Source organism: Dyadobacter sp. HNCC25DJ186 (assembly GCF_056895235.1).
In genome coordinates, this window is the sequence record NZ_JBXHAS010000004.1 from 287,415 (window position 1) to 308,167 (window position 20,753).

General features: G+C 41.1%; 15 protein-coding genes. 7 read left to right on the forward strand and 8 right to left on the reverse strand.

Features of this window, described 5'->3' with window-relative positions; translation table 11 throughout:
* Positions 1 to 5 precede the first annotated feature (5 nt).
* Together AC1XUO_RS14975 and AC1XUO_RS14980 are read right to left on the reverse strand one after the other, a co-directional pair.
* Entirely contained in the window at positions 6 to 2,537 is a 2,532-nt protein-coding gene (locus tag AC1XUO_RS14975; protein ID WP_483330600.1) for a PspC domain-containing protein, read from the reverse strand.
* 38 nt (positions 2,538 to 2,575) lie between these two features.
* A complete protein-coding gene (locus tag AC1XUO_RS14980; protein ID WP_483330601.1) occupies positions 2,576 to 2,941 on the reverse strand; it encodes a PadR family transcriptional regulator in 366 nt (121 codons plus the stop codon).
* Positions 2,942 to 3,180: 239 nt separating this feature from the next.
* On the opposite strand from AC1XUO_RS14980, the gene AC1XUO_RS14985 reads away from it, so the two are divergent.
* From AC1XUO_RS14985 to AC1XUO_RS14995, 3 genes are read left to right on the forward strand one after another with little or no spacing between them, the layout of a single operon-like run.
* Positions 3,181 to 3,696 carry a dihydrofolate reductase gene (locus tag AC1XUO_RS14985; protein WP_483330602.1) on the forward strand — a complete coding sequence of 172 codons (516 nt, stop codon included), beginning with the start codon at positions 3,181 to 3,183 and terminating at the stop codon, positions 3,694 to 3,696.
* A gap of 33 nt (positions 3,697 to 3,729) precedes the next feature.
* Positions 3,730 to 6,675, forward strand: coding sequence for a putative type IX secretion system sortase PorU2 (porU2, locus tag AC1XUO_RS14990; RefSeq protein WP_483330603.1), 2,946 nt, complete (start codon positions 3,730 to 3,732; stop codon positions 6,673 to 6,675).
* A complete protein-coding gene (locus AC1XUO_RS14995) occupies positions 6,675 to 7,850 on the forward strand; it encodes a hypothetical protein (RefSeq protein WP_483330604.1) in 1,176 nt (391 codons plus the stop codon). The genes porU2 and AC1XUO_RS14995 overlap by 1 nt, the downstream gene beginning before the upstream one ends.
* A 5-nt stretch (positions 7,851 to 7,855) precedes the next feature.
* Here the strand turns inward: AC1XUO_RS14995 and AC1XUO_RS15000 are convergent, their stop codons facing one another.
* A complete protein-coding gene (locus AC1XUO_RS15000; protein ID WP_483330605.1) occupies positions 7,856 to 8,305 on the reverse strand; it encodes a hypothetical protein in 450 nt (149 codons plus the stop codon).
* Positions 8,306 to 8,541: 236 nt separating this feature from the next.
* Between AC1XUO_RS15000 and AC1XUO_RS15005 the strand changes: the two genes are divergently transcribed.
* Both AC1XUO_RS15005 and murA read left to right on the forward strand, forming a co-directional pair.
* The gene (locus AC1XUO_RS15005) at positions 8,542 to 9,273 is read left to right on the forward strand and encodes a DUF4290 domain-containing protein (RefSeq protein ID WP_483330606.1); all 732 of its coding nucleotides are present in this window, start codon (positions 8,542 to 8,544) and stop codon (positions 9,271 to 9,273) included.
* A gap of 54 nt (positions 9,274 to 9,327) precedes the next feature.
* Complete coding sequence (gene murA / locus AC1XUO_RS15010) at positions 9,328 to 10,635, forward strand: UDP-N-acetylglucosamine 1-carboxyvinyltransferase (RefSeq protein WP_235151776.1); 1,308 nt, start codon at positions 9,328 to 9,330, stop codon at positions 10,633 to 10,635.
* Positions 10,636 to 10,701: 66 nt separating this feature from the next.
* Here the strand turns inward: murA and AC1XUO_RS15015 are convergent, their stop codons facing one another.
* Entirely contained in the window at positions 10,702 to 11,556 is an 855-nt protein-coding gene (locus AC1XUO_RS15015; RefSeq protein WP_483330607.1) for a 3-keto-disaccharide hydrolase, read from the reverse strand.
* Between the two features lie 151 nt (positions 11,557 to 11,707).
* Between AC1XUO_RS15015 and AC1XUO_RS15020 the strand changes: the two genes are divergently transcribed.
* A complete protein-coding gene (locus AC1XUO_RS15020) occupies positions 11,708 to 12,625 on the forward strand; it encodes a class I SAM-dependent methyltransferase (RefSeq protein WP_483330608.1) in 918 nt (305 codons plus the stop codon).
* Between the two features lie 27 nt (positions 12,626 to 12,652).
* A complete protein-coding gene (locus AC1XUO_RS15025) occupies positions 12,653 to 13,966 on the forward strand; it encodes a cryptochrome/photolyase family protein (protein ID WP_483330609.1) in 1,314 nt (437 codons plus the stop codon).
* Positions 13,967 to 14,078: 112 nt separating this feature from the next.
* Here AC1XUO_RS15025 and AC1XUO_RS15030 read toward each other — a convergent pair whose 3' ends face one another.
* From AC1XUO_RS15030 to AC1XUO_RS15045, 4 genes are all read right to left on the reverse strand, one after another.
* Positions 14,079 to 15,359 carry a M16 family metallopeptidase gene (locus tag AC1XUO_RS15030; protein WP_483330610.1) on the reverse strand — a complete coding sequence of 427 codons (1,281 nt, stop codon included), beginning with the start codon at positions 15,357 to 15,359 and terminating at the stop codon, positions 14,079 to 14,081.
* Positions 15,360 to 15,438: 79 nt separating this feature from the next.
* Positions 15,439 to 16,617 carry a type IX secretion system outer membrane channel protein PorV gene (gene porV / locus AC1XUO_RS15035; RefSeq protein WP_483330611.1) on the reverse strand — a complete coding sequence of 393 codons (1,179 nt, stop codon included), beginning with the start codon at positions 16,615 to 16,617 and terminating at the stop codon, positions 15,439 to 15,441.
* Between the two features lie 109 nt (positions 16,618 to 16,726).
* Positions 16,727 to 20,116, reverse strand: coding sequence for a type IX secretion system sortase PorU (gene porU / locus AC1XUO_RS15040; protein WP_483330612.1), 3,390 nt, complete (start codon positions 20,114 to 20,116; stop codon positions 16,727 to 16,729).
* The gene (locus AC1XUO_RS15045; protein ID WP_483330613.1) at positions 20,094 to 20,711 is read right to left on the reverse strand and encodes a hypothetical protein; all 618 of its coding nucleotides are present in this window, start codon (positions 20,709 to 20,711) and stop codon (positions 20,094 to 20,096) included. Before AC1XUO_RS15045 ends, porU begins: the two co-directional genes overlap by 23 nt.
* Positions 20,712 to 20,753: the final 42 nt, after the last annotated feature.

Consider the following 20,753-nt stretch of genomic DNA (forward strand, 5'->3'; position numbering starts at 1 on the left):
TTACATTATTGCTGAACATCTACTTTACTTGCGCCACTCAAATCTTTTTTCATATTATCAACCCGTCCGAAATCTGCTTTTGAAGCTCCTGACGCATGTACATCCGCATTCTGGATATTCATTCCAACCCCGTCCAATTGGCAAGCACCCGACAAATCGACTTCAACTGACTTCGCTGAACCTTTCAAAGTTGCTTTGGAAGCTCCCGAAAGTCCAACCGACAGCTCATTTGTTTCAACATCAATCTCAGTTTTTGAAGCACCGGAAACATCAACATCCAGCTTTTGAAGTCCTTTGAAACCTACAATTCTTGTCTTGTTAGCTCCTGATAAAGAAACACTTTCGATCGTTGGCATCGTGATAATAATTCCGATGCGTTTCCAATCATTATCAAAAAGATTGAAAGGAGAGTTTCTTTTTACCTTCAAAACACCGCCTTCTTCATAAATTTTCAGATCGTCAACATCTTTTTCTTCGCCATCCGCAGAGACATTAAACTCGGCACCTTGTTTTACTACCACGACATAAGCTCCGCCGATATCAATTCTCTTGAAATCTTTTACAGGAAATTGTTTGATATATGTTCCACGTTCTCCCATATCCATGTCGCTGTCTTCGTCGTCAAAAGAATAAGCACCGTTACTGTTATTGTCATCGTCATTATCTGAACGAATATATTTTGCGGGCAAATTGATACAGACCAGGCCGGAATCCCGTTTAATCGTCCAGCGTAGTTGCTCCCAATTTACATCGTCATCGTTCAGATCGTAAGAATCTAAATGGCGATTGCTGCCGTATCCGTGTGATATTGAAAACCACAAATTACGGGTGATGATAAATTGTTTGTCGAAAGGAATGTTCAATGTCAGATCAATTTGCTGATCACGGAAAGGACCATCATCTTTAAAAGCGGGGCCTTCATGGAAGGTAATTACAGAATCCTTGATTGTCGGTTCATATTGTAATTCAGAAGCAAGCTTTCTGGCAATTTCTTTCGAACGACCGCGGGAAACCATCTTTTTATCCAACTTTAAACTATCTGTCGCATTGTAACCAGCCAGGCGGATATCAACGTCGATCGTTTCATCCTCATCCGAATCGCTTTCATCGAGGGTAAGTGTTCCGGCTGGAATTACATAGGAAACCGTCTGGGTATATTCGCCGCGTTTGGCGAAGTTACGCTGATAGGAAACTCCCTGAATCGTTGCAACAACAATACCGACAATCCAAAGTCCAAGCAGGGTCAACCAGACCGTACTGCCTACAATCTTCTTATTTGACAAAAGTGTTAAACCCAATAAAAGAAAAGTAATAAAAGGAATGGCGGATACAAGTACGCCGGACAAAATCAGACTTTGCGGAATTTCCTGTAAAATACGGAACGGCAGAGGCATACCTTCAAAGGCATCGATACTCGTGATACCCATTACGGCTGAGCCTCCAACCACCAAACCGAATAGTGCAAGAACTGACATCCCAACCAAGAATACGCCGATCATGATCCTAAGCACTGGCCCAAAGCCTTTTAAAAGCTTCCCCAAAGCACCGATAATTAATGCGATGGCGCGAAAAGGGAATAGCAAAATTTTAGTGATCGGGTTTTCTTCCCCTTCTTTATCCGACAGATTGAGACTTTGTTTGATATTGGATTCGATGTTCGAAAGCGTAATCGGCTCCCCCTGCATTTCCATTTTTTCGGTTAGCGTATTAGCTGCGGGGGCGATAACCCAAAGAATAATATACAAAACAACACCGGTACCAAAAAGGAAAATAGAAAGCACCCAAAGGAAACGAACAACGCCAAGATCCACGCCAAAGTAGGACGCAACGCCCGAGGCAACACCGCCCACAACCTTACGATCCGGATTACGGTAAAACTTCTTGATTTTTGTATCCTCTTCCAATGATGATGATCCCGGAAAGGCGATCCACATGGCGATGTAAAGCAAAACTGTGAATCCGGAAATACTTCCAAAAAATTCACCATCCAAGCCCATCATGCCACCGCCTACGGGTAATCCTAGCACAGCTAAAAGAAAAGCCAGCCTTACCCACAGCGGATCAATTGTAAAATAATTTGCCAAACCTGCCGCAACACCACCGACCAATTTACGACGAAGATCTCTTACCAGTTTTCTGGGACCCGTGTGCGTTTTGCTTTCTGCTTTCGGAGCAGCTGGAGCCGGAGCAGAATGAGCTTCCTGTTTTGGGGTCTCACTTTGCGGCTGAGCTGAACTAAGCGGATCTGAAAGAATATCTTCCGACTGCTCGATGGCCTCAAAATCTGCAACGGTACCCATGGCAGCGATCAGCTCGTCCACATCAGAAAGTGAAATAACCTGTTTGCTTTCTGCTTTTTGTTTATTCCAGAACCGCTCGGCAATTCTGCCTTCAATGTCCGATAGAATTTCTTTGCTGTCGGCGAAAGAAGAAAAGTATTTCTGGATGGAATTAAGATAGCTTTTCAGCTTTTCGTATCCGTCCTCCTCAATGTGGAAGATGACACCGCCTATATTAATACTGATTGTCTTTTTCATGATTGAAATAATCGAAGGTCTTTAAATGATCAGTTAGATTAGGAAGATTTTGACGTATCGCTCTTGCTCAGTTCCTCGCTGCGATAGATGACAGCCTTCACCGAGTCGGCAAGTTCAAACCAGGTTGTCTGCATCGCATCAAGAAATATCTTCCCTTCTTCTGTCAAAACATAGTATTTCCTCGGAGGCCCCGAAGATGACTCAACCCACTTATAATCCAGCCAACCTGAATTTTTCAGTCTAGTCAAAAGCGGATAAAGCGTCCCCTCCACCACCATCATTTTGGCTGAGGTCAGCTCATCCAGCATATCCGAGGCGTATACTTCTCCCCTTGATATGATGTGCAGGATACAGAATTCCAAAATTCCTTTCCGCATCTGCACTTGGGCATTTTCGATATTCATATCGGTTTCATGTTTTACTTAATGAAATGTATTTCATGGCTAACAGACAGGATTTGCACCTTCTATGATTACAAAGGTATGCACAGGTACTTTGCTATGCAAGGTACTATGTAAAAATCTTTCAACTCCTTTGATGAGTGGCAGGAATTAGGGTTGACCGGCAAAAAAACGAGGATATAATTTTATGTTTATTTTTTCAGTTGTATTTTGAGAGACATTCTAACCTAACCGGCACAACTTTGACTACCAAACCGCATCTTTATATCATCGCTGCCATGAGCGAAAATCACGTGATTGGACAGGGCAATCGCTTACCCTGGCACCTCCCCGATGAATGGGAACACTTCCGAAAAGTTACTGACGGAAAGGCGTTTCTGACCGGCAGAAAAAGTTTCGAAGCACCCGATGCGCTTCACTCTTCGTACAAAAATGTGGTATTGACCCGACACCCGAATCCGGAAAAACAAGCGGATCCGGAATACGCCGAAGATTTAGCATCAGGCATTGCGTTACTTAAAGAAGAAAACGAAGTATTTGTCTTAGGAGGCGCTTCGGTTTTTGGACAGGCACTGCCTTTGGCTGAAAAACTTTATCTCACAATCGTCCACGCAAACGTGGAAGGAGATGCTTTTTTCCCAAAGATAAACTGGGATCACTGGGAGCTGGTTTCTTCCGAATATCATGAAACTGATGCCCGCCACCAGTATGCGTTTTCCATGAATCTTTACAATAGAAAGGAGCCCATGGAAAAATAAGCTCGTGGTGATCATCCCAATTCCCTGTGAAAAATGGATCGATACTACGCGTTTTGTTTTGGTAAATTATTTCTGATCATATTATTTGCTTCGTCGAACAGTTGGTGCCAAAAAAAGTTTGGAAATGAATGGATTGATACAACGCAGACTTACCTGCGCATTCCGGTTGTAAAAACAGGATTTTATCAGGTTACATTTGCTGAGCTGAAAAAGACTGGTTTTCCTGTGAATATAGCTGCCCTGGAATCGCTGCAATTATTTCGCCGTGGCCAGGAAGTTGCGATTGAAATAAATAAAGATTCTGACTCACTGGGTTCTCTGAGTTTTTATGGAGAAAGAAATGATGGCGCTCCGGATTCTGCCCTATATGTGACGCCTAGGGATATGCCGCATCCTTATTACAGTTTATATTCGGATACTGCTTCTTATTTTCTGACCTTCCGCAGTGATGGAAAAATAGGAAAACGCATTTCAGTTTCAGCCGGAAAACCCACGCAGAACATTATTCCCTATCATTTTGAAGACATTTTACAAATCCGGACTGATGAATATCCTGCCGGCAATTTGTATCCAATGGGAAGCACCTATGAAAATGGCACTGCGCTCACAACCTACGATACCGGCGAAGGGTGGACTGGCAAAGAGCTGCGAAACAATCAATCGGAAACATTTCGAATCACCCTGGAAAATCCATTTCTTCCTAAACTAAATCAAACAGAAATGGACGTACTGATCGTTGGCCGGTCAGCCGGAAATCACCAGGTTCTTTTCCAAACAGGCGAAAAGAATGCCGTGATCAGAACTTTGGATACGCTCCGTCTGCTCAATTACAATTCAGCCGTCTTCAAATTTTTATTAAATTCAGAAGATATTACTGCTAATGGAAATCTGGCATTTACGATCACTCCGGTTAATAACTCCGGTTCTGTATCTCTTTCTTACCTGAAATTCCGATACCCTCAAAGCACTTCACTTCCGTTAGCTTTGCTGCAAAAAACCTATCACTTCGATGCTGATATCTTTGAAAAAGCTGCGATTTTTAAGAATGCCAAAAACTGGCATTTTTATGACTGCACCGATCCCTATGAAACGAAGAAGCTGATACCTGAAGATTCCCTTCTCCATTTAAACGGAGCTGAAAAAGTAATTGCCTTTAAAGAATACCTGAAAGTTCCGCTTATGCGGTTGGTGAAGTTTAAGTCTATAAATCCGAAAACTGATTTTCTGATCATCAGCCATCCGCTGGTAAGAAATTCAATTCCGGCCAGCAAAGATCCCGTTCAGGAGTATGCTGACTATCGGGCTTCAAAAGAAGGCGATCATTTCAAAACCTTGATTTTAAATAGTGAAGAAATCTTTGACCAGTTTAATTATGGAGAGCCAGGCCCTTTGGGAATCAGGAATGTACTATCATTTTTGCAAGAGAAAGCTTCTCTAAAATTTGTATTCATTCTCGGAAAATCGATTGATCCGCAAACTGCTCGTCATCAGTTGAAGGCGCGACAAAATGATATGATTCCCAATGCCGGATGGCCAGGTTCAGATATCGCGCTCACGATGGGGCTTAATGATTCAAGTACCTATGTTCCGTTGGTTCCAATTGGCCGGGTTAATGCGGCAACACCCCAAAATGTTTTTGATTATCTGCAAAAAGTAAAAACATTTGAGTCGCAGAACAAGGCGGCAAGCTGGCGAAAAAATATCCTGCATTTAAGCGGAGGGCGCACGGTCAACGAGCGGGAAATTTTCAGACAATATGTGAAATCTTTTGAAAAGAGAATTTCCTTTTCATCGCTCGGAGCAAATGTGTCGACGTTTTCAAAAAAAACAGATGCACCGGTTGAATTATTTCCGATCGATACCATCGTCAACAAAGGCGTTGCGCTGATGACACTTTATGGGCATTCCGGATTGAATTCAAATGACATTGATATCGGTAGTCCGGCTGATAACAAACGCACTTACAAAAATGCTCCGTTTTATCCTGCGGTTTTGGTAAATGGGTGTGCGATGGGAAATGTATATTATTCAACCCCTGCCATTAGCAATGACTGGATACTGTCCCGGGAAAAAGGCTCAGTTTTATTTGTATCTCACACGCATAACGGCGTTACCTCTTCATTAAAACATTATACGGATGCATTTTATGAAGTGCTCGCCGACAGCCTATTTGTGAGTGAATCTTTCGGAATAATTCAGCAGGAAGCGATTCGAAGAAACATGAAAAAATATCCGACTCTCTCGGACGGGATCACGGCACAGCAAATGAATTTACTGGGCGATCCGGCGATAAAAATTTTTCCGGCCAAACTACCCGATTATACCTGGACCGGAGATCAACCTCGCTTTTCTGATCCAACCGGACGTGTGCTGACCAATCAAAGTGACTCAGTCAATGTAAAAATCGGTATCAGAAATAATGGCAGATTTAAAGACGAAAAATATGAAATTGTCATTCAAAGAAACAATGACAACGCCACCACCACCTATCAAATACAACGAAACGCACCTGCCTATCTTGACACGGTATCCATCACTTTACCGAATAAAAATCTCAAATCCGGGCCGGAAAAGTGGAGATTCACCATTGATCCAGCCAATCTTTTACAGGAAGAGAACAAAGCGAACAATTATTTTGAAACAACATTTCTGCTACCTGAAAGTAATGAAGAAAAACCGGCAATAATTTCGGAGGCTGGCATATCGCCGAATCCGTCGAAGGAATATTTCCGCTTTTTCATAACATTTGATGGACTCGTTTTACCTGAAAAATGGACGATGAAGGTTTTTGACATTTTGGGACGAACTGTTTACCAAAAAGATTTACAACCGTTTTTAGGTAAAAACGAACATATCTGGCACCCAGGCAATCTTCCGGTCGGGATGTATCTGTACCAAATGGTGCCCGATAAAAAATATGTCACATCCTCAGCCGAAGTTGAAAAATCGATGAGTGGAAAATTAATCTGGATGTACTGATGCACACTGCCTCAAAAATCTCAGATGAATATCTGTTCCTGGTTTGGCTGCTGCACAGTTCAATAATCCTTTTGTTGGCGTATGTTAATCCAAACCATTACACAACCATTGATTCTCATTATTACCTTGAATCAGCTGATAATCTTTTATCCGGAAATGGTTATTCCATTTTTGAAAATAATTTTTACAATTGGAACAGTACGTTCCCTCCCGGGTATTCGCTTGCGATTGCAATCACTTCTTTGCTTACCTCCACGAATGTTTTATTAGCTTCAAAACTTGTTAACATCTTAGCCTCCGGATTATGGCTGATTTATTTAAACCGATGGTTCGGAACAGAAAAAGCTACAGCGCTAAGCTGCATATTGTTCCTGGGATCTTTCTTAAAAATATGGGCGCATACCTGGTCCGAGCCAATGTTTTTGATCGTTCTGTTTTGCTGGACCTATCATTTTTTCAAACTGAATAATAACCCACAGATTTCAAGAAAGACCTTTTCATATTTGTTTCTGCTCGGTTTACTTCTGATGTTCATTAGATATGCCGGCATTTTTATTGTTCCTTTAACGCTCGCCTTCTGTCTAAATCAAATTCGAAAAAAGAATTATAAAAGGGCAAGCTCATACGCATGGCTGCTGACAGGTTGGGCTACCCTGTTTATTTTTTATTTGTCATTCAATAAATATCAAAGCGGAGAAATGTTTGGTGGGCAACGGTTTCATGGAAACATTTCTATACTTCAAAACTTCACAGCATTTTCGAAAGGAATTCTGAATGAATTATTAGTCAGAGACATGAATTTTCAGGTTTTCGAAATCTCTTCAATGATTGGAATGGGAATTCAAACCGCTGTTATTTTTTTAGTTTTTACTAAAAAAAATCAGCGTATCAGCAAACCTTCCAGTTTGACCATTCATTTTTTCGTCGTTGTCATAGCATATATAATTTTTCTTTTTACAGTTCGCATATTTAGTCCATTTGACGAACCGGGTTATCGATTGTTAGCGCCTTTCAGCTTTCTGGCGCTCTGCGGATTTTGTCTGGTTTTTGATTTAAAACAATTTTCAACACAATTGAAATTTGCTTTATTAACATTAATACTGTTTTCATGGCTTGATCTGATACCAGGTCATGATTTTGGAATAAAGTTGCTGAAAGTTCTGACAGCCCTTTAACCGAATTACTTCACTAACGCTAAAACTCCTTCATTAGAGATACTTTTTCCATTGAAACTGAATCCTGTGTAGACAAAATAAACTCCTCCGCAATCCTGTTCGACAGCCTTATAATTAATCGATAACGTATCAGTATCCTGATGATTCAGGTGAATATACAATTCCGTTTGACCCGTCTCGTTAAATGAAGGTATACAGATAAACAGAGTTTCGGTTAGCCCTGGTCGTTCCAGTATCTCAAATCCAATGGCTGACTTATCTTTCACAGAAGCTCTGACAGAATCCGGATAATACGGACCATTGGAAAAGTTAACCAAATTTTTCGAAGTGCTGTTTACAACTTTTAGCGTAATATTAGAGGTAACCATTGGATCAGTCGTATCGCAGTTTTCGCAACCGTAAAGATAAATCTGCCCCAGAAAAGCGGAACCCAGTAATATAATTTTAAAATTCATCCGATACAGTTTTCCGGTACTAATCTTTACGACAACGAATTACTGAAAAAGGTTGCCTCATGATCGTATAATCAATTAAGAACAAATACTTTACACCTCATTTTTTGTAATTTAACAGGTGGAGAATTGTGATTTTTGATGGTTTATAGCTGGACAAAACCGACTTCTATCTGCATCCACCTTTACTTTCCATAAAAACTTCTTATTTTTGTCAATTCTAAAAATCTTCGAAGCTCTTGAAAGAATACGGTAGCAACGTACAAAAACTTGCCGACCACATCGTAAAGATGGAGGACAAGGTAAAACGCAATCTCTACGCGCACATATTGATTGAACTCATGCGTCAGATCCATCCGAACATGAGGGATAATCAGGACTATACAAATAAACTCTGGGATGATCTATACATCATTTCCGGATTTAAGCTGGATGTGGACAGCCCATTTCCGCCACCTTCTCCTGAATCTTTAGGTAAAAAACCATTGACGGTTGGCTATAATCAGCACAATCTGATGTACCGTCACTACGGTAGAAACATCGACCTTTTAATTCAAAAAGCGATTCAGACTGAAAATGAAGAAGATCGTCTGGCTTTTGTTTCTTATGTTTTCAGGCTGATGCGTTCATTTTTCAATACCTGGAACAAGGATAATCCGGAAGATCACGTATTGATCGGGCAGCTTGAACTTTTGACCAAAGGGCAACTGAAAGAGGAAATTGATTATATCCGCAAAAACGGACCCGTTGACGCTGCGCCAAAAGACCGCAACAGCAATCAGGACAGAAATCGTGGAAATCATTCCGGCGGCGGTTTCAAAGCTCAGCCAAGTCAGGATCGTCAGGGGCCAAATAATCAAAATAATAACAACCGGAACAGGCCGAACAATAAATTCGCAGGCAGGAATAATAATAACAACAGCAACAACAATCGTAATAACAACAATAATCGCAAAAAGCCTGGAATCTGATCTCCGGCTTTTTCTCAACCGGTTTAACTTCCAAACTACCGCCTGCAACTATCTATGGCTTCATTTAAAATAACAGGAGACAGACGCCTGAAAGGTGAAATTGTACCTCAGGGTGCCAAAAACGAAGCACTACAAATTATTTGTGCCGTACTTCTGACAAAAGAACCGGTTACCATACATAATATTCCAAACATTCGCGACGTCAACCAGCTTATTGATCTTCTTGGAGATCTTGGCGTTCGTAAAACACGTTTGAGCGATTCATCGATCCGTTTCGAGGCGAATGATATCAATCTTGATTATCTGGAATCGGATTCGTTCCGTCAGAAAGCTGCGGCTTTGCGAGGTTCTGTAATGTTGCTTGGCCCAATGCTTGCGCGTTTCCGTAAAGGAAGAATTCCTCGTCCGGGTGGTGATAAAATTGGTAGAAGACGCCTGGATACGCATTTTATTGGCTTTGAAAAACTTGGAGCAACGTTCAGTTACGACGAAGAAGACGGAGGATTTTACCGTGTTGATGCCGCGAACCTGAAAGGCGCTTATATGCTTTTGGATGAAGCTTCTGTAACCGGAACGGCGAATATTCTGATGGCGGCTGTCATGGCAGAAGGAACAACGACACTTTACAACGCTGCCTGCGAGCCTTATTTGCAGCAACTTTGTAAAATGCTGAACCGCATGGGAGCTAAAATTTCCGGCATTTCATCTAACCTTTTGATTATCGAAGGCGTTAGTGAATTGACTGGTACGGAGCACACGATGCTTCCGGATATGATCGAAATTGGTAGTTTTATCGGTCTGGCTGCTATGACGCAGTCTGAGATTACGATCAAAAATTGCCAGATTCCTGAATTAGGAATCATCCCGGAAGTTTTTCAAAAACTGGGTATTCAGATGGAATTCCGCGGCGATGATATTTTTATTCCCGCTCAGGAGAAATACCGCATGGAAAATTACCTGGATGGCTCCACGCTTTCCGTTGCTGATGCGCCATGGCCAGGTTTTACACCTGACTTGTTAAGTATTGTTTTGGTTACTGCAACACAGGCACAGGGAACAGTTTTGATTCATCAGAAAATGTTCGAAAGCCGTCTGTTTTTTGTAGATAAATTAATTGAAATGGGCGCTCAGATTATTCTTTGCGATCCACACCGCGCTACCGTGATCGGGCATAACCGTGAAACACAGCTAAGAGGGATTCGTATGACTTCCCCTGATATTCGTGCGGGTGTAGCTTTGCTTATTGCCGCTATGTCTGCAAAAGGCGTAAGTATTATTGATAATATTGAACAAATTGACCGTGGATATCAAAACATCGATACACGACTGAATGCAATCGGTGCAGAAATCGTCAGATTGTAAATCTAATTTGATAAAACAAAACAAGGCGCTCGAATCGGGCGCCTTGTTTTGTTTTATGAGGTATTATTATTTGCTCTTTTTATAAGTACAAGCCGAATTATCAGCCTTGACGTAGTACGATTTATAATTTGTCGCTTTCGGATCCATGCACCCTTTCAGATTTAAAAGTTCAACCTTCCTGAACTCAACGGGATGACTTTCACTTTGTAAGGAAATTGAGCCGTGGTCTAATAACTTTCCACTAATCACTTTTTCATCATTCCCGCTTACATTTCCTCCACCCATTTGTGGTTTATTATAGGCCAACACCATCTCGCCATTGGCAAAATGCTGGATTAATGAATCACCCAAAACCAGGACTTCGGCACGAACCCACTGATCGCCATTGTAGGTTTTTGAGGTAGAGTTTACGCAATGCTGGGTAACGAGTTTTCCATCCATAACCACGTTGGTTCCGGGCGTACAAAGGTTACAGGTTGTGCGTTTTTTCTCATCTCCGCCTAACAATTGTACTTCAATGGAAATCGGGAAATCCTGATCCTTTCCCATTGTTGCCGCAGGCTGTCCCTGCACCATAATACCGCTGTTTCTCCACGCCCAGCCTTCACCTTTGGGTGCTTGTTCGCCAACAAAACGGTACTCAACTGCAATTCGATAGTAGGAAAAATCTTCTTTATAAAAAATGTGTCCGTATTTTTGTTTGAAATCGTCGTACTGATCGTAACGGACTACCATTTTTCCATCTTCCACGCGAAAGGTGTTTCCAAAATTGTCGTTCAGGTCATTTCCACGAATTTTAATATCCCAGCCATCCAGGTTTTTTCCATTAAAAAGCTGTTTCCACTCCTGTTTAGCGGCATCCTTTTGAGCAAAGGCGGTCAGGGACAAAAAGGCAAATAAAATGCTCAGACGTAATTTCATAATTAAATAATTAAAGAAAAGATTGTAAGTAATTAAAGATCAGGCACAAGCAAGATATACTATATCATCACGAATTATCCTTTCAAATATCCTGTTGTTTTAAAGCAGGTTGCAGATTGCTACTTCGTGAACTCTGGCTTGTAAATATACTATGAGAACTAAAAATATAAAGCGTAAAGGACATTCTGAGGATTTTTTTGGTGAATACCGCGACTTTTGGTGGAACGAAGGTTTTTTAAAATTACTAGCAAAAAGATTACAGCTGCATAATCATTTTAATCTGTTGGACGTTGGCTGTGGCCAGTGCCATTGGAGCAAAATCCTTGTCGATTACCTGGGTGCCCCGGCGAAAGTTTCAGGCGTGGACAATGATCGAAAATGGTCAAAAGGGGAAGATGAATTAAACCAGTATTTTAAGTCAAAGGGTGTTGATTTTGAGTTAAAAAAGGGAGATGCCCATGAACTCCCGTATGAGGACGAGTCATTTGACATCGTTACCTGTCAAACGCTTCTGATCCATGTTCAACATCCAAAGACTGTGATAGAAGAAATGAAGCGGGTTTTGAAACCTGGTGGCATAATTCTTTGTGTTGAACCCAATAATCTGGTACAAAGCCTGACCCAAAGTTCAGTCTCAATGAACGACCCAATCGACGAAGTTCTGGATCATGTGAAATATGCTTTATTGTTTGAAAAAGGCAAGAAAAAGCTTGGTTTGGGCGATAATTCGTTAGGTGACCTTGTGCCGGGATTCCTGGTGCAGGCGGGTTTTAATCAGGTTGAAGTTCGTCTTTCGGATAAGGCAATCGCGATGTATCCGCCTTATACGACGGACGAGCAGGTCGCGACGATGAGACAATGGCAAAATGGAAATACATGGAGCAACGAAGAGTTTTCTGATTACGATTATTTCAGAGCGATGGGTCAGGAAAATCTTGATTTTTTTGAAAAATATAAAAGAAAATACGCTCATCTTGGTGAAAGAATGCTGCGTAATATTGATGCCAATAAATATCATTCTGCCGGCGGTGCGATGATGTATGTGATATCAGCTACAAAACCTTTATAGTTAATTTCAAGTAAACCGAATTCATTTATGCAAAAAGAGAAAATAGCAGTTTTTTGGTTCCGCAGAGATTTGCGTCTGCACGACAATGCAGGCCTTTATCACGCCTTAAAATCCGGATTACCAGTATTGCCTCTTTTTATTTTTGATAAAGCAATTCTTGATCAGCTTGACCATAAAGAAGACAAGCGGGTTACTTTCATTTATCAGGTAATTGCTGATCTGAAAAAAAAACTCGGTGAACTCGATTCCGATATTGAAGTAAAGTATGGCTTTCCGACAGATATCTGGAAGGAACTTATAAAAAAATATGATATCGCAGAAGTGTATACCAATCATGACTACGAGCCTTATGCGAAAGATCGTGACGGAGAAATTGGCGCACTATTGAAAGAAAACGGCGCGGAATTTAAAACATTCAAAGACCAGGTTATTTTTGAAAGACAGGAGGTTTTAACCGGACAAAATACAGTCTACACTGTTTTCACCCCATATAGCAAAGCTTGGAGAGCAAAACTGAATGATTTCTATCTTTCTTCTTATCCGACAGAAAAGTATTTTTCAAAACTGAATAAGACAAAAACGGAAGAAATACCTTCGTTGAAACAAATGGGATTTTTGGAAACAGATCATGATTTCCCCTCTGACGAAGTAAGATCGTCGTTGATTGAGAATTATGAAGAAACAAGAAATTATCCTGCACTACCCGGAACATCCAGAATGGGTATTCATCTGCGGTTTGGAACGGTGAGTATCCGTGATTTAGCCAGAAAAGCCTTGGAAAAAAGTGGAACCTGGCTGAATGAATTAATCTGGCGGGATTTCTATCATCAAATACTTTGGAATTTCCCACAGGTAGGGCAAGGCAAAGCTTTTCGTGCAAATTATGATAAGATAAGATGGAGAAATAATGAAACTGAGTTCAAATTATGGTGTGAAGGGAAAACCGGATATCCGCTTGTAGATGCCGGAATGCACGAACTGAATGAAACAGGTTTTATGCATAACCGTGTCAGAATGGTGACAGCAAGTTTTCTGACCAAACATTTACTGATCGACTGGCGTTGGGGGGAAGCCTATTTTGCCGCCAAATTATTAGATTTTGATTTGGCGGCAAATAACGGCGGCTGGCAATGGGCAGCAGGATCAGGCACCGATGCGGCTCCTTATTTCAGAATTTTTAACCCTGCGGCTCAGGCTGAAAAGTTTGATAAAAAAGGAGAATATATAAAAAAATGGGTACCGGAACTCAATAGTCTGAATTATCCGGCACCCATCGTAGATCATAAATTCGCACGCGAACGCTGTCTGCAGGCGTATAAAGAAGCTTTAAATAATGATTAATTGTTAAGGGTTAATGTCCGGAATGCGCAAAATGGTTGATTATTAACAACTTGCACATGCAGCTGAGTCACTAATCCGGAACCATTAACAATTAATCATTAACCCTTAACAATTATTTCCCTCCTACTACCACCTCCACCATTTCATCAGGCCGCAAATAGGTTGAAGCCATTAACTGGATATCTTCGGCAGTTGTTGCGTGAATTTGCTCGATGTAACGGGTAAAAAAATCAGATGGCAATTTGTCAAGCAATAATATCTTCTGACGGTCTGCTACTTCGAAAGCGGTATTAAGAGAGCCTGCAAATTCTCCTGCCATAAAATTCTTAACTGTTTGCAATTCGGTATCGTCAATTAATTCCGTTTGCAGACGATATATTTCCTTTTTAATCTCATCAATCGTTTGCTGTGTAAATTCCTTTTTTACATCAGTTCCGATCATGAAATAACCCTCGCGACCCAGCGTGACTATGTGAGAAGAAATCCCGTACGTCAAGCCTTTTTCTTCGCGAATATTTTTCATCAATCGCGATCCAAAATATCCGCCAAGAATTTCATTTGTTACCAGCATCTTGAAATAATCAGGATGTTGTCTTGTAAATAATCTGCGCCCGATTCGGATTGTAGATTGTACACTATCCGATTTTTCAACCAAAACTTCTTTGCCCATATAGTCCGTAGTTGCGACATGGGAAATATCAGCAGCATCATTTTTATACTCTGACTGTCCAAAATATTCATTGACAAGTTTCGCATCAGCATCGCTAGCCTGTCCTGCTAAAATTATCGTCCGCTTCCCGTTTTTGATAAATTGCTCAAAATGGGCGCGAATTTCTGCTAACGGCAGCTCTTGGATATTTTTATCTTCCTGACTTTGTCCGTACGGATGTTCACGACCAAATAACTGCCTGCGAAACTCAGTTGTTGCCAGATAAGCAGTTTTTTCCTTATTAACTTTCAGATTCTGTAATGTGATGTTACGAAGTTCATCCAGCTCCTTTTCAGGAAAAGCAGGATCGCCGATCATCTGTTTCACAATTGTTATAACCTCGGGAAGAAATCTTGACAAACAGTACACAACAATACCGGAACGATCAGAAGAATGATTAAGATCAATAAATGCTCCGATCTTGTCGAAGGCCTCACTAACCTCGGAAGAAGTCATGGATCCGGTTCCCTCCGGGAGCATTTTGATCGCAAAATAGGATGCTCCGGTTTCTTTTTCATGCCAGTTTCCTGACTCAAAAATGCATTCAAACCTGACAACCGGCTGATCGCCTATATTGATGATGTGAAGCGGAATTCCATTATCCAATGTGTGCGATTGTGGTTCCGGTAAACTTATTGTATTGATGATCTTATAAGCGGGAGCTTCCGTACGGTCAAGTATCATATCGTTATATTGATAAAAAAGCGAATGACGTTCTTTCAAACATCATTCGCTTTTTTTGAATTATATATTGTAAAAATTTTTAGTTCTCAGTATCTCCAACATCAAGTTTTTCAGATTTGTTCAAACTCAAACCCAGCGTGATACGCAAAGTCTGCGCCAATGGACTACCCTGTGTTGTTGGGAACATATAAGCGAAATCAACATTGTAACGGTCAAGGAATTTCGCACCTACACCGGCAGTGAAAAATCTGCGGTCACCTTTGTTTTTGTTCTCACCAAAATAACCTGCACGCAATGCAAAAATATCGTTGTACCAATACTCAGCACCAACTGCCACGGCGATTTCCTGAACCTCTTCTTTGAGTCCGTCAGGTGCATCAGAGAAAGAACCAAATGCTCCTTTCAACGATCCATAACCATTGATCTGAACGTTCTGAGCTGTTGTCGCGCCAGGCGTCGGAACCATCAATTTACTGGCATCAACAATAAAATTAAAACGGTTTCTTCCGTCAGCCGTGAATGAAAGTCCACCACCCAATTTCAGGTTTGTAGGAATAAAACTTTCTGTATCTGTGTTTGAACCGTAATTGATCTTTCCACCCAGGTTAGACAACACCGCACCAAGAGACCAGGTTAAGTCGCTGCCTGTGTCCTCATTTTTAATTTGTTTTCTATAAAATGCGCTGATATCACCGGCTACCGTACGGGCTGGCTTTAACGACACATTGTTAACAACAGCATTTCCTGCCAGGTTAGATGAAATATATTTCAATGTTAAACCCATCGAGAAATTTTTTCCAAGCTGTTGTGAATATGTTCCGCTGATTGCTAGTTCTCGGGAATTAAAAAAGCCGGTATGGTTACCAACAGCATCTCTCAAATCCAATTCGCCATTGTTAAAGAAGTTGATGGACCCTGCTATCGCCTGTCCTTTCCCGATTTTCTTGTAAGCAGTCAGGTAACCCAACCACATATCGTCAACTAAATTTCTTAACCACGGCGTGTAAGAAGCCGAAACTCCGAAATCTTTTTCATTGTAAGGTAATTTTGCTGCATTCCAATAAGTTGAGTTTGCATCGGGGCTAAGGGCAACACCTGCCTCACCCATACCCGCACTGCGTGCGTCAGGTGCAAAAGTTAAAAAAGCCAGAGGGGAACTTGGTATTCTGCGAATGGTGTCTGCTGCGAGGGACTGAGCAAGCAAACTACTCGTTGACAATAAGAATAATGAAGATAAACTTACAAAAAATAGTCTCATATTTATTGGATTTGCGATAGGAAGTGGTGTTAGTCGACTTCTTTTAAAGGGTCAAAAATACAATGAAAGATATTTAATACTATAATAAAATTACAAGATTTATTATTCGCTAACGTAAACGCAGGAGTTTTCCCGAGCGCTTGTCAACAGAATTGTCATTTAATGACCGAATTTGCATCGTATACAGGAGTGAATTCATACCGGAGGTAAAACTATCCAGCTTTATTCCTGAAATTGTTTCTCTGATAATCCCCTCACTATTATAGTATTGCCAATGAAAAGACCCCAATTTTTGACCGGAGCTCAGCAATATACTAAAAACAATTTCTACATCATCATCAGCTTTGTTGTGAATTACTTCAAAAGAAAGATCCTGATCGAAAGGGTTTGGAAAAACATTCAAACTACTAAGTTTTATACCGGTTGCTAAACCTACTTGAAATCCGAACGATATTTCAGAGGAGTTAGTATACGTATCCCATACTTTAATGACGGCTTTATATTGTCCGGCCGGTAAATGATCAAACGGGAATCGAACTATTCCTTTTTTGTAATCCAGATCAGCTGTGTAATAATCGTTTAAAACAAAGGTAACGGTATCATTAAGCGTAACGGTTATATTATGCCCAATTCCTGATTTTGACACATTAATTCCATTCTCGTCACTTAATTCGAGAAATAAAATTGAAGAAGCATCAACGACGTCACCATCCTGAAAGTCTTTTGTGTTCATATAGGCTGAAACTTTTGGCGGCGTCACATCAGCGAGTGGTGTTACGCTACCACCGATCAGAACATCAAGCTGTGCGGACGCATCGGACAAACTATCTCCACTCAAAGCATAAAAACTGACTCGTCCGATGCCTGTGCGATAATCTATATCTTTGGGCATAACAAATTGACAGACAAACTGTCCATCAGTAATTTTCACCGTTCCGTCGAACAGCTTATTTCTGTATTCGTTATAACTTTTTGCCTCGCCCTCATTACCCAAAGTCCGGAAAGAAACAGGCTTGTCATAAACCGTCACACTGGCCATTCCGTTGAATGACTTATCTGCTACGTTGTTAAAAACTACTTCACCTTGTAACGCCACCTTTTCCATGGCACGTAAAATATCGGGTTTAGTAACCCACCGAATTTTCTTTTCAGCTCTTGCGAGACGCATGGAAGGATCTGCGAGCAAAGTAAAATTCCGGTTCAGGCTTCCGGCTAAACCATTATTTTTAGTCAGGCGAAAAATATCGCCCAGTTTTGCGTCTGGCCCCAGTCCTATCAATGCTTCATGAAAAGCTTTATTGATTGTGAAATTTGTGCTTGAATAAACCGGACGTGTGGTACTCACCGCACCAATGGCTGCACCTCGCGGGCTCAGTACCATTAATTCTGCACCTGAAATAATCCCGGGATCATCGTAACGGCCGAAATCACAGGTTGCCGTAATCAACAAGGGCATATTATTATAACCTCTTGCCGTTTGCATTTCCGCAAGCGTTAATACTTGTTCCTCAGCCCAACCGCTGATTCCTCCGTGCCCCGTGTAGTTAAGGATAAGCGTTCCATCATTGATATTTTTTTTTATTGCAGCATTTACGGCAGGTACCTTTTGCCCTAAACTTGTTGTGGTCTGCGGATAGGCATCAAGAAAAATCCGGCTTGATAAAAAATCTGATTGGGTAATTTGCGCAAGCTCATCCGCATCCTGCTGGTGAATCAGATCATCGCCATCATCTGCAACAAAACTGATCGTATTCTGCCAGCGGCCACGGGATTTGGGTGACGATGCATAGTGAATTAATTTATCAACGATAATGGTCGCGTCTGAAACTGATTTGACAGGAAGCCTTCCAATCCCAATTTCCACTGCATAATCCCCGATATCATTTTCAACCCATTCACCTTCTTCCTCTTTTAAAAAGCCAAAGTAATCGTCCGATGAATAGGTATAGACCGGATTCAGAGATTCACGACTTTCATATACCGGAAGCCAGTTATTCCTTTGACTTAAACTTTGATTTTCGAGCAGGTTTTTAAAGTCATACGTGGCATCGCCAAACAAAAGCAAATATTTTAACCTTCCCGGTTCGTTTTTGAATAAAAAACGAACATAATCACGAACTGCCGAAACATCCGTTTTCCCGCCTGAAAATTCATTATAAATCTGATCTGTTGTTACAACCAACGTCTGGAGATTGTCATTATCTTCCCGAAAAGCCGCAAGTCTCTTTGCCTCTGGCTCAAACATTCTTGCGGTTATAATCAAAAAATCGGGAACGGCATTTCTGCGCAGGTTTTGGTTCTGGATCTTCTGAACAAAAAGTGGTATTCGTGCGTTCTGAAAAGTAAATCCAATGTATTTTCGTTCAGTCTTGCCATCCATTTCAGTGAAGGTGACCGAGCTCGCTGTATTTTGTAAAATTGCAGAAGTAATCTGGCTGGCATCTGAAATATTCCACCAGAGCCAGTCCGAAGAAACACGATTAAGCTGATAGGTTACGATATCCTTTGATCCAGGCCGAAACCGGTAAATTTGCTGGTTTTCATAAGCTTTCAAAATTCTCTGGGTTTGCAGGCCAAAATAATTCAGGTAAGCCTGCGCTGAGCTTTGTCCGCTCTTGTCATAATTTACCCCGACTGTAAAGTTCGCTCCCGGACTATCTGCCGCTTTCACAATAAAAACCTTATCCGATTTCTGGGCTTTAAGATCATATTGTCCGGCTCCAACCACCCCGACATAACTTTCACCAGCCGACTCACCATTCAATTGCCAGATAAACTTTGTAGGAACCTGCGCCGATCCGATTGCGGAAGTCGAAAGGTTGATATTGGAAGAAGGAACAACATCCGGAATAATTGCCTGGATCGTAAAGGTGGAAGCATTACCGATATATTCTCCCCACCACTCCCGGCCGGACCTCAACAAATTGACTGTTTCCTTTTCATGAAACCAATAATCATCATACTGGTTAAGACTGGTTTCAGAAAGAGATACGACGCTTTGTTTATCTGATACCCGTAAACCTTTCCCCGCACTGACTGTGAGAAAATAATAACTACTGTCAGAATAAATATTGACCTGATGAACATATCGCGATTTTAAAGAATCGTAATAAATCTGATGTGGGCTCTCTCCGTAAAAATAAATTACATCGGAAGCATCAAATTTTCCATCTTCTTCTCCTTTAACCAGGATAGCGTTCTGCACCAAATCGACTGGTCGTTTTGAACCATTATTTTGAGGCAACATTTTACCTCCATTTCCATATATTTTGATCTGATCAGGTGCAATCGTGGTGATATCAAGCCCTATTTTTTTCAGAAAAGCAGCGTCTAACTTATAAATACCACTTTCTGTAACCGCAATTTTATACCAGTTACCTGTTGACAAAACAGAGGAGACCTGGCCGAAAGCATGACTTGATAACAGCAGGAAAATCCAGCAAGAAAATGCCGGATAAGAAAAAAATCTTAGATATTTAGCACGCTTCGACGAGGGCATGAGCTGGAATTGTATAACGCCGTTGGGACACTTTATCAGTACAAAGTACGCGGGTGCGTCGCAACGAACCTCTGACAAACTGCCTGTTATGAAAAACGAAATTGCTACCCTCCATAAGATGGACCAGCGCAACTTTATTAGCAGTCACCGCATTGTCGTCGTATTTTTTAATGGAATTGTAAAGAACATGATCTGCGCTTGTGGAAGCTTTCGGGTTTTGCGCATAATTCAAAAGGGGTTCAAGAATGTCAGCAGGGAAAATCTGCTCATTCATTACCGGAATTAATAATTTTGCAAAGGCTGTTTTCCATTCAATGCCATGAGGCGCGACACGCTTCCTTAACCGGTTTTTTGTTTCGGTATAAACGATGTGGTGTGCAACTTCATGCAAGTAAGTGATCAGGAAATTATAAGGATTCAAATTTCTGTTAACCGTAATTCTCGGCACAAAACCTGGTTTTATAGTAAAATCGCCCAGACGTGTATTTCGAGGGCGTGACAAGAAAAAATCGAATTTATACGTTTTGTGAAGATGGTCGCAATATGCGTATGCAAGCTGAGGAACGTAGTCAGCCAGGGATATATTTTTTTCCATACCCTAAATAAAAAAAGAAAAGCCTTATAAATAAGGCTTTTC

Excerpts from the sequence above, each read along its gene's own strand:
- AC1XUO_RS14975 (WP_483330600.1), bottom strand. The coding sequence starts at position 2,537 with ATGAAAAAGACAATCAGTATTAATATAGGCGGTGTCATCTTCCACATT.
- AC1XUO_RS14980 (WP_483330601.1), bottom strand. The coding sequence starts at position 2,941 with ATGAATATCGAAAATGCCCAAGTGCAGATGCGGAAAGGAATTTTGGAA.
- porU2 (WP_483330603.1), top strand. The coding sequence starts at position 3,730 with ATGGATCGATACTACGCGTTTTGTTTTGGTAAATTATTTCTGATCATA.
- AC1XUO_RS14995 (WP_483330604.1), top strand. The coding sequence starts at position 6,675 with ATGCACACTGCCTCAAAAATCTCAGATGAATATCTGTTCCTGGTTTGG.
- AC1XUO_RS15000 (WP_483330605.1), bottom strand. The coding sequence starts at position 8,305 with ATGAATTTTAAAATTATATTACTGGGTTCCGCTTTTCTGGGGCAGATT.
- murA (WP_235151776.1), top strand. The coding sequence starts at position 9,328 with ATGGCTTCATTTAAAATAACAGGAGACAGACGCCTGAAAGGTGAAATT.
- AC1XUO_RS15015 (WP_483330607.1), bottom strand. The coding sequence starts at position 11,556 with ATGAAATTACGTCTGAGCATTTTATTTGCCTTTTTGTCCCTGACCGCC.
- AC1XUO_RS15020 (WP_483330608.1), top strand. The coding sequence starts at position 11,708 with ATGAGAACTAAAAATATAAAGCGTAAAGGACATTCTGAGGATTTTTTT.
- AC1XUO_RS15025 (WP_483330609.1), top strand. The coding sequence starts at position 12,653 with ATGCAAAAAGAGAAAATAGCAGTTTTTTGGTTCCGCAGAGATTTGCGT.
- AC1XUO_RS15030 (WP_483330610.1), bottom strand. The coding sequence starts at position 15,359 with ATGATACTTGACCGTACGGAAGCTCCCGCTTATAAGATCATCAATACA.
- porV (WP_483330611.1), bottom strand. The coding sequence starts at position 16,617 with ATGAGACTATTTTTTGTAAGTTTATCTTCATTATTCTTATTGTCAACG.
- porU (WP_483330612.1), bottom strand. The coding sequence starts at position 20,116 with ATGCCCTCGTCGAAGCGTGCTAAATATCTAAGATTTTTTTCTTATCCG.
- AC1XUO_RS15045 (WP_483330613.1), bottom strand. The coding sequence starts at position 20,711 with ATGGAAAAAAATATATCCCTGGCTGACTACGTTCCTCAGCTTGCATAC.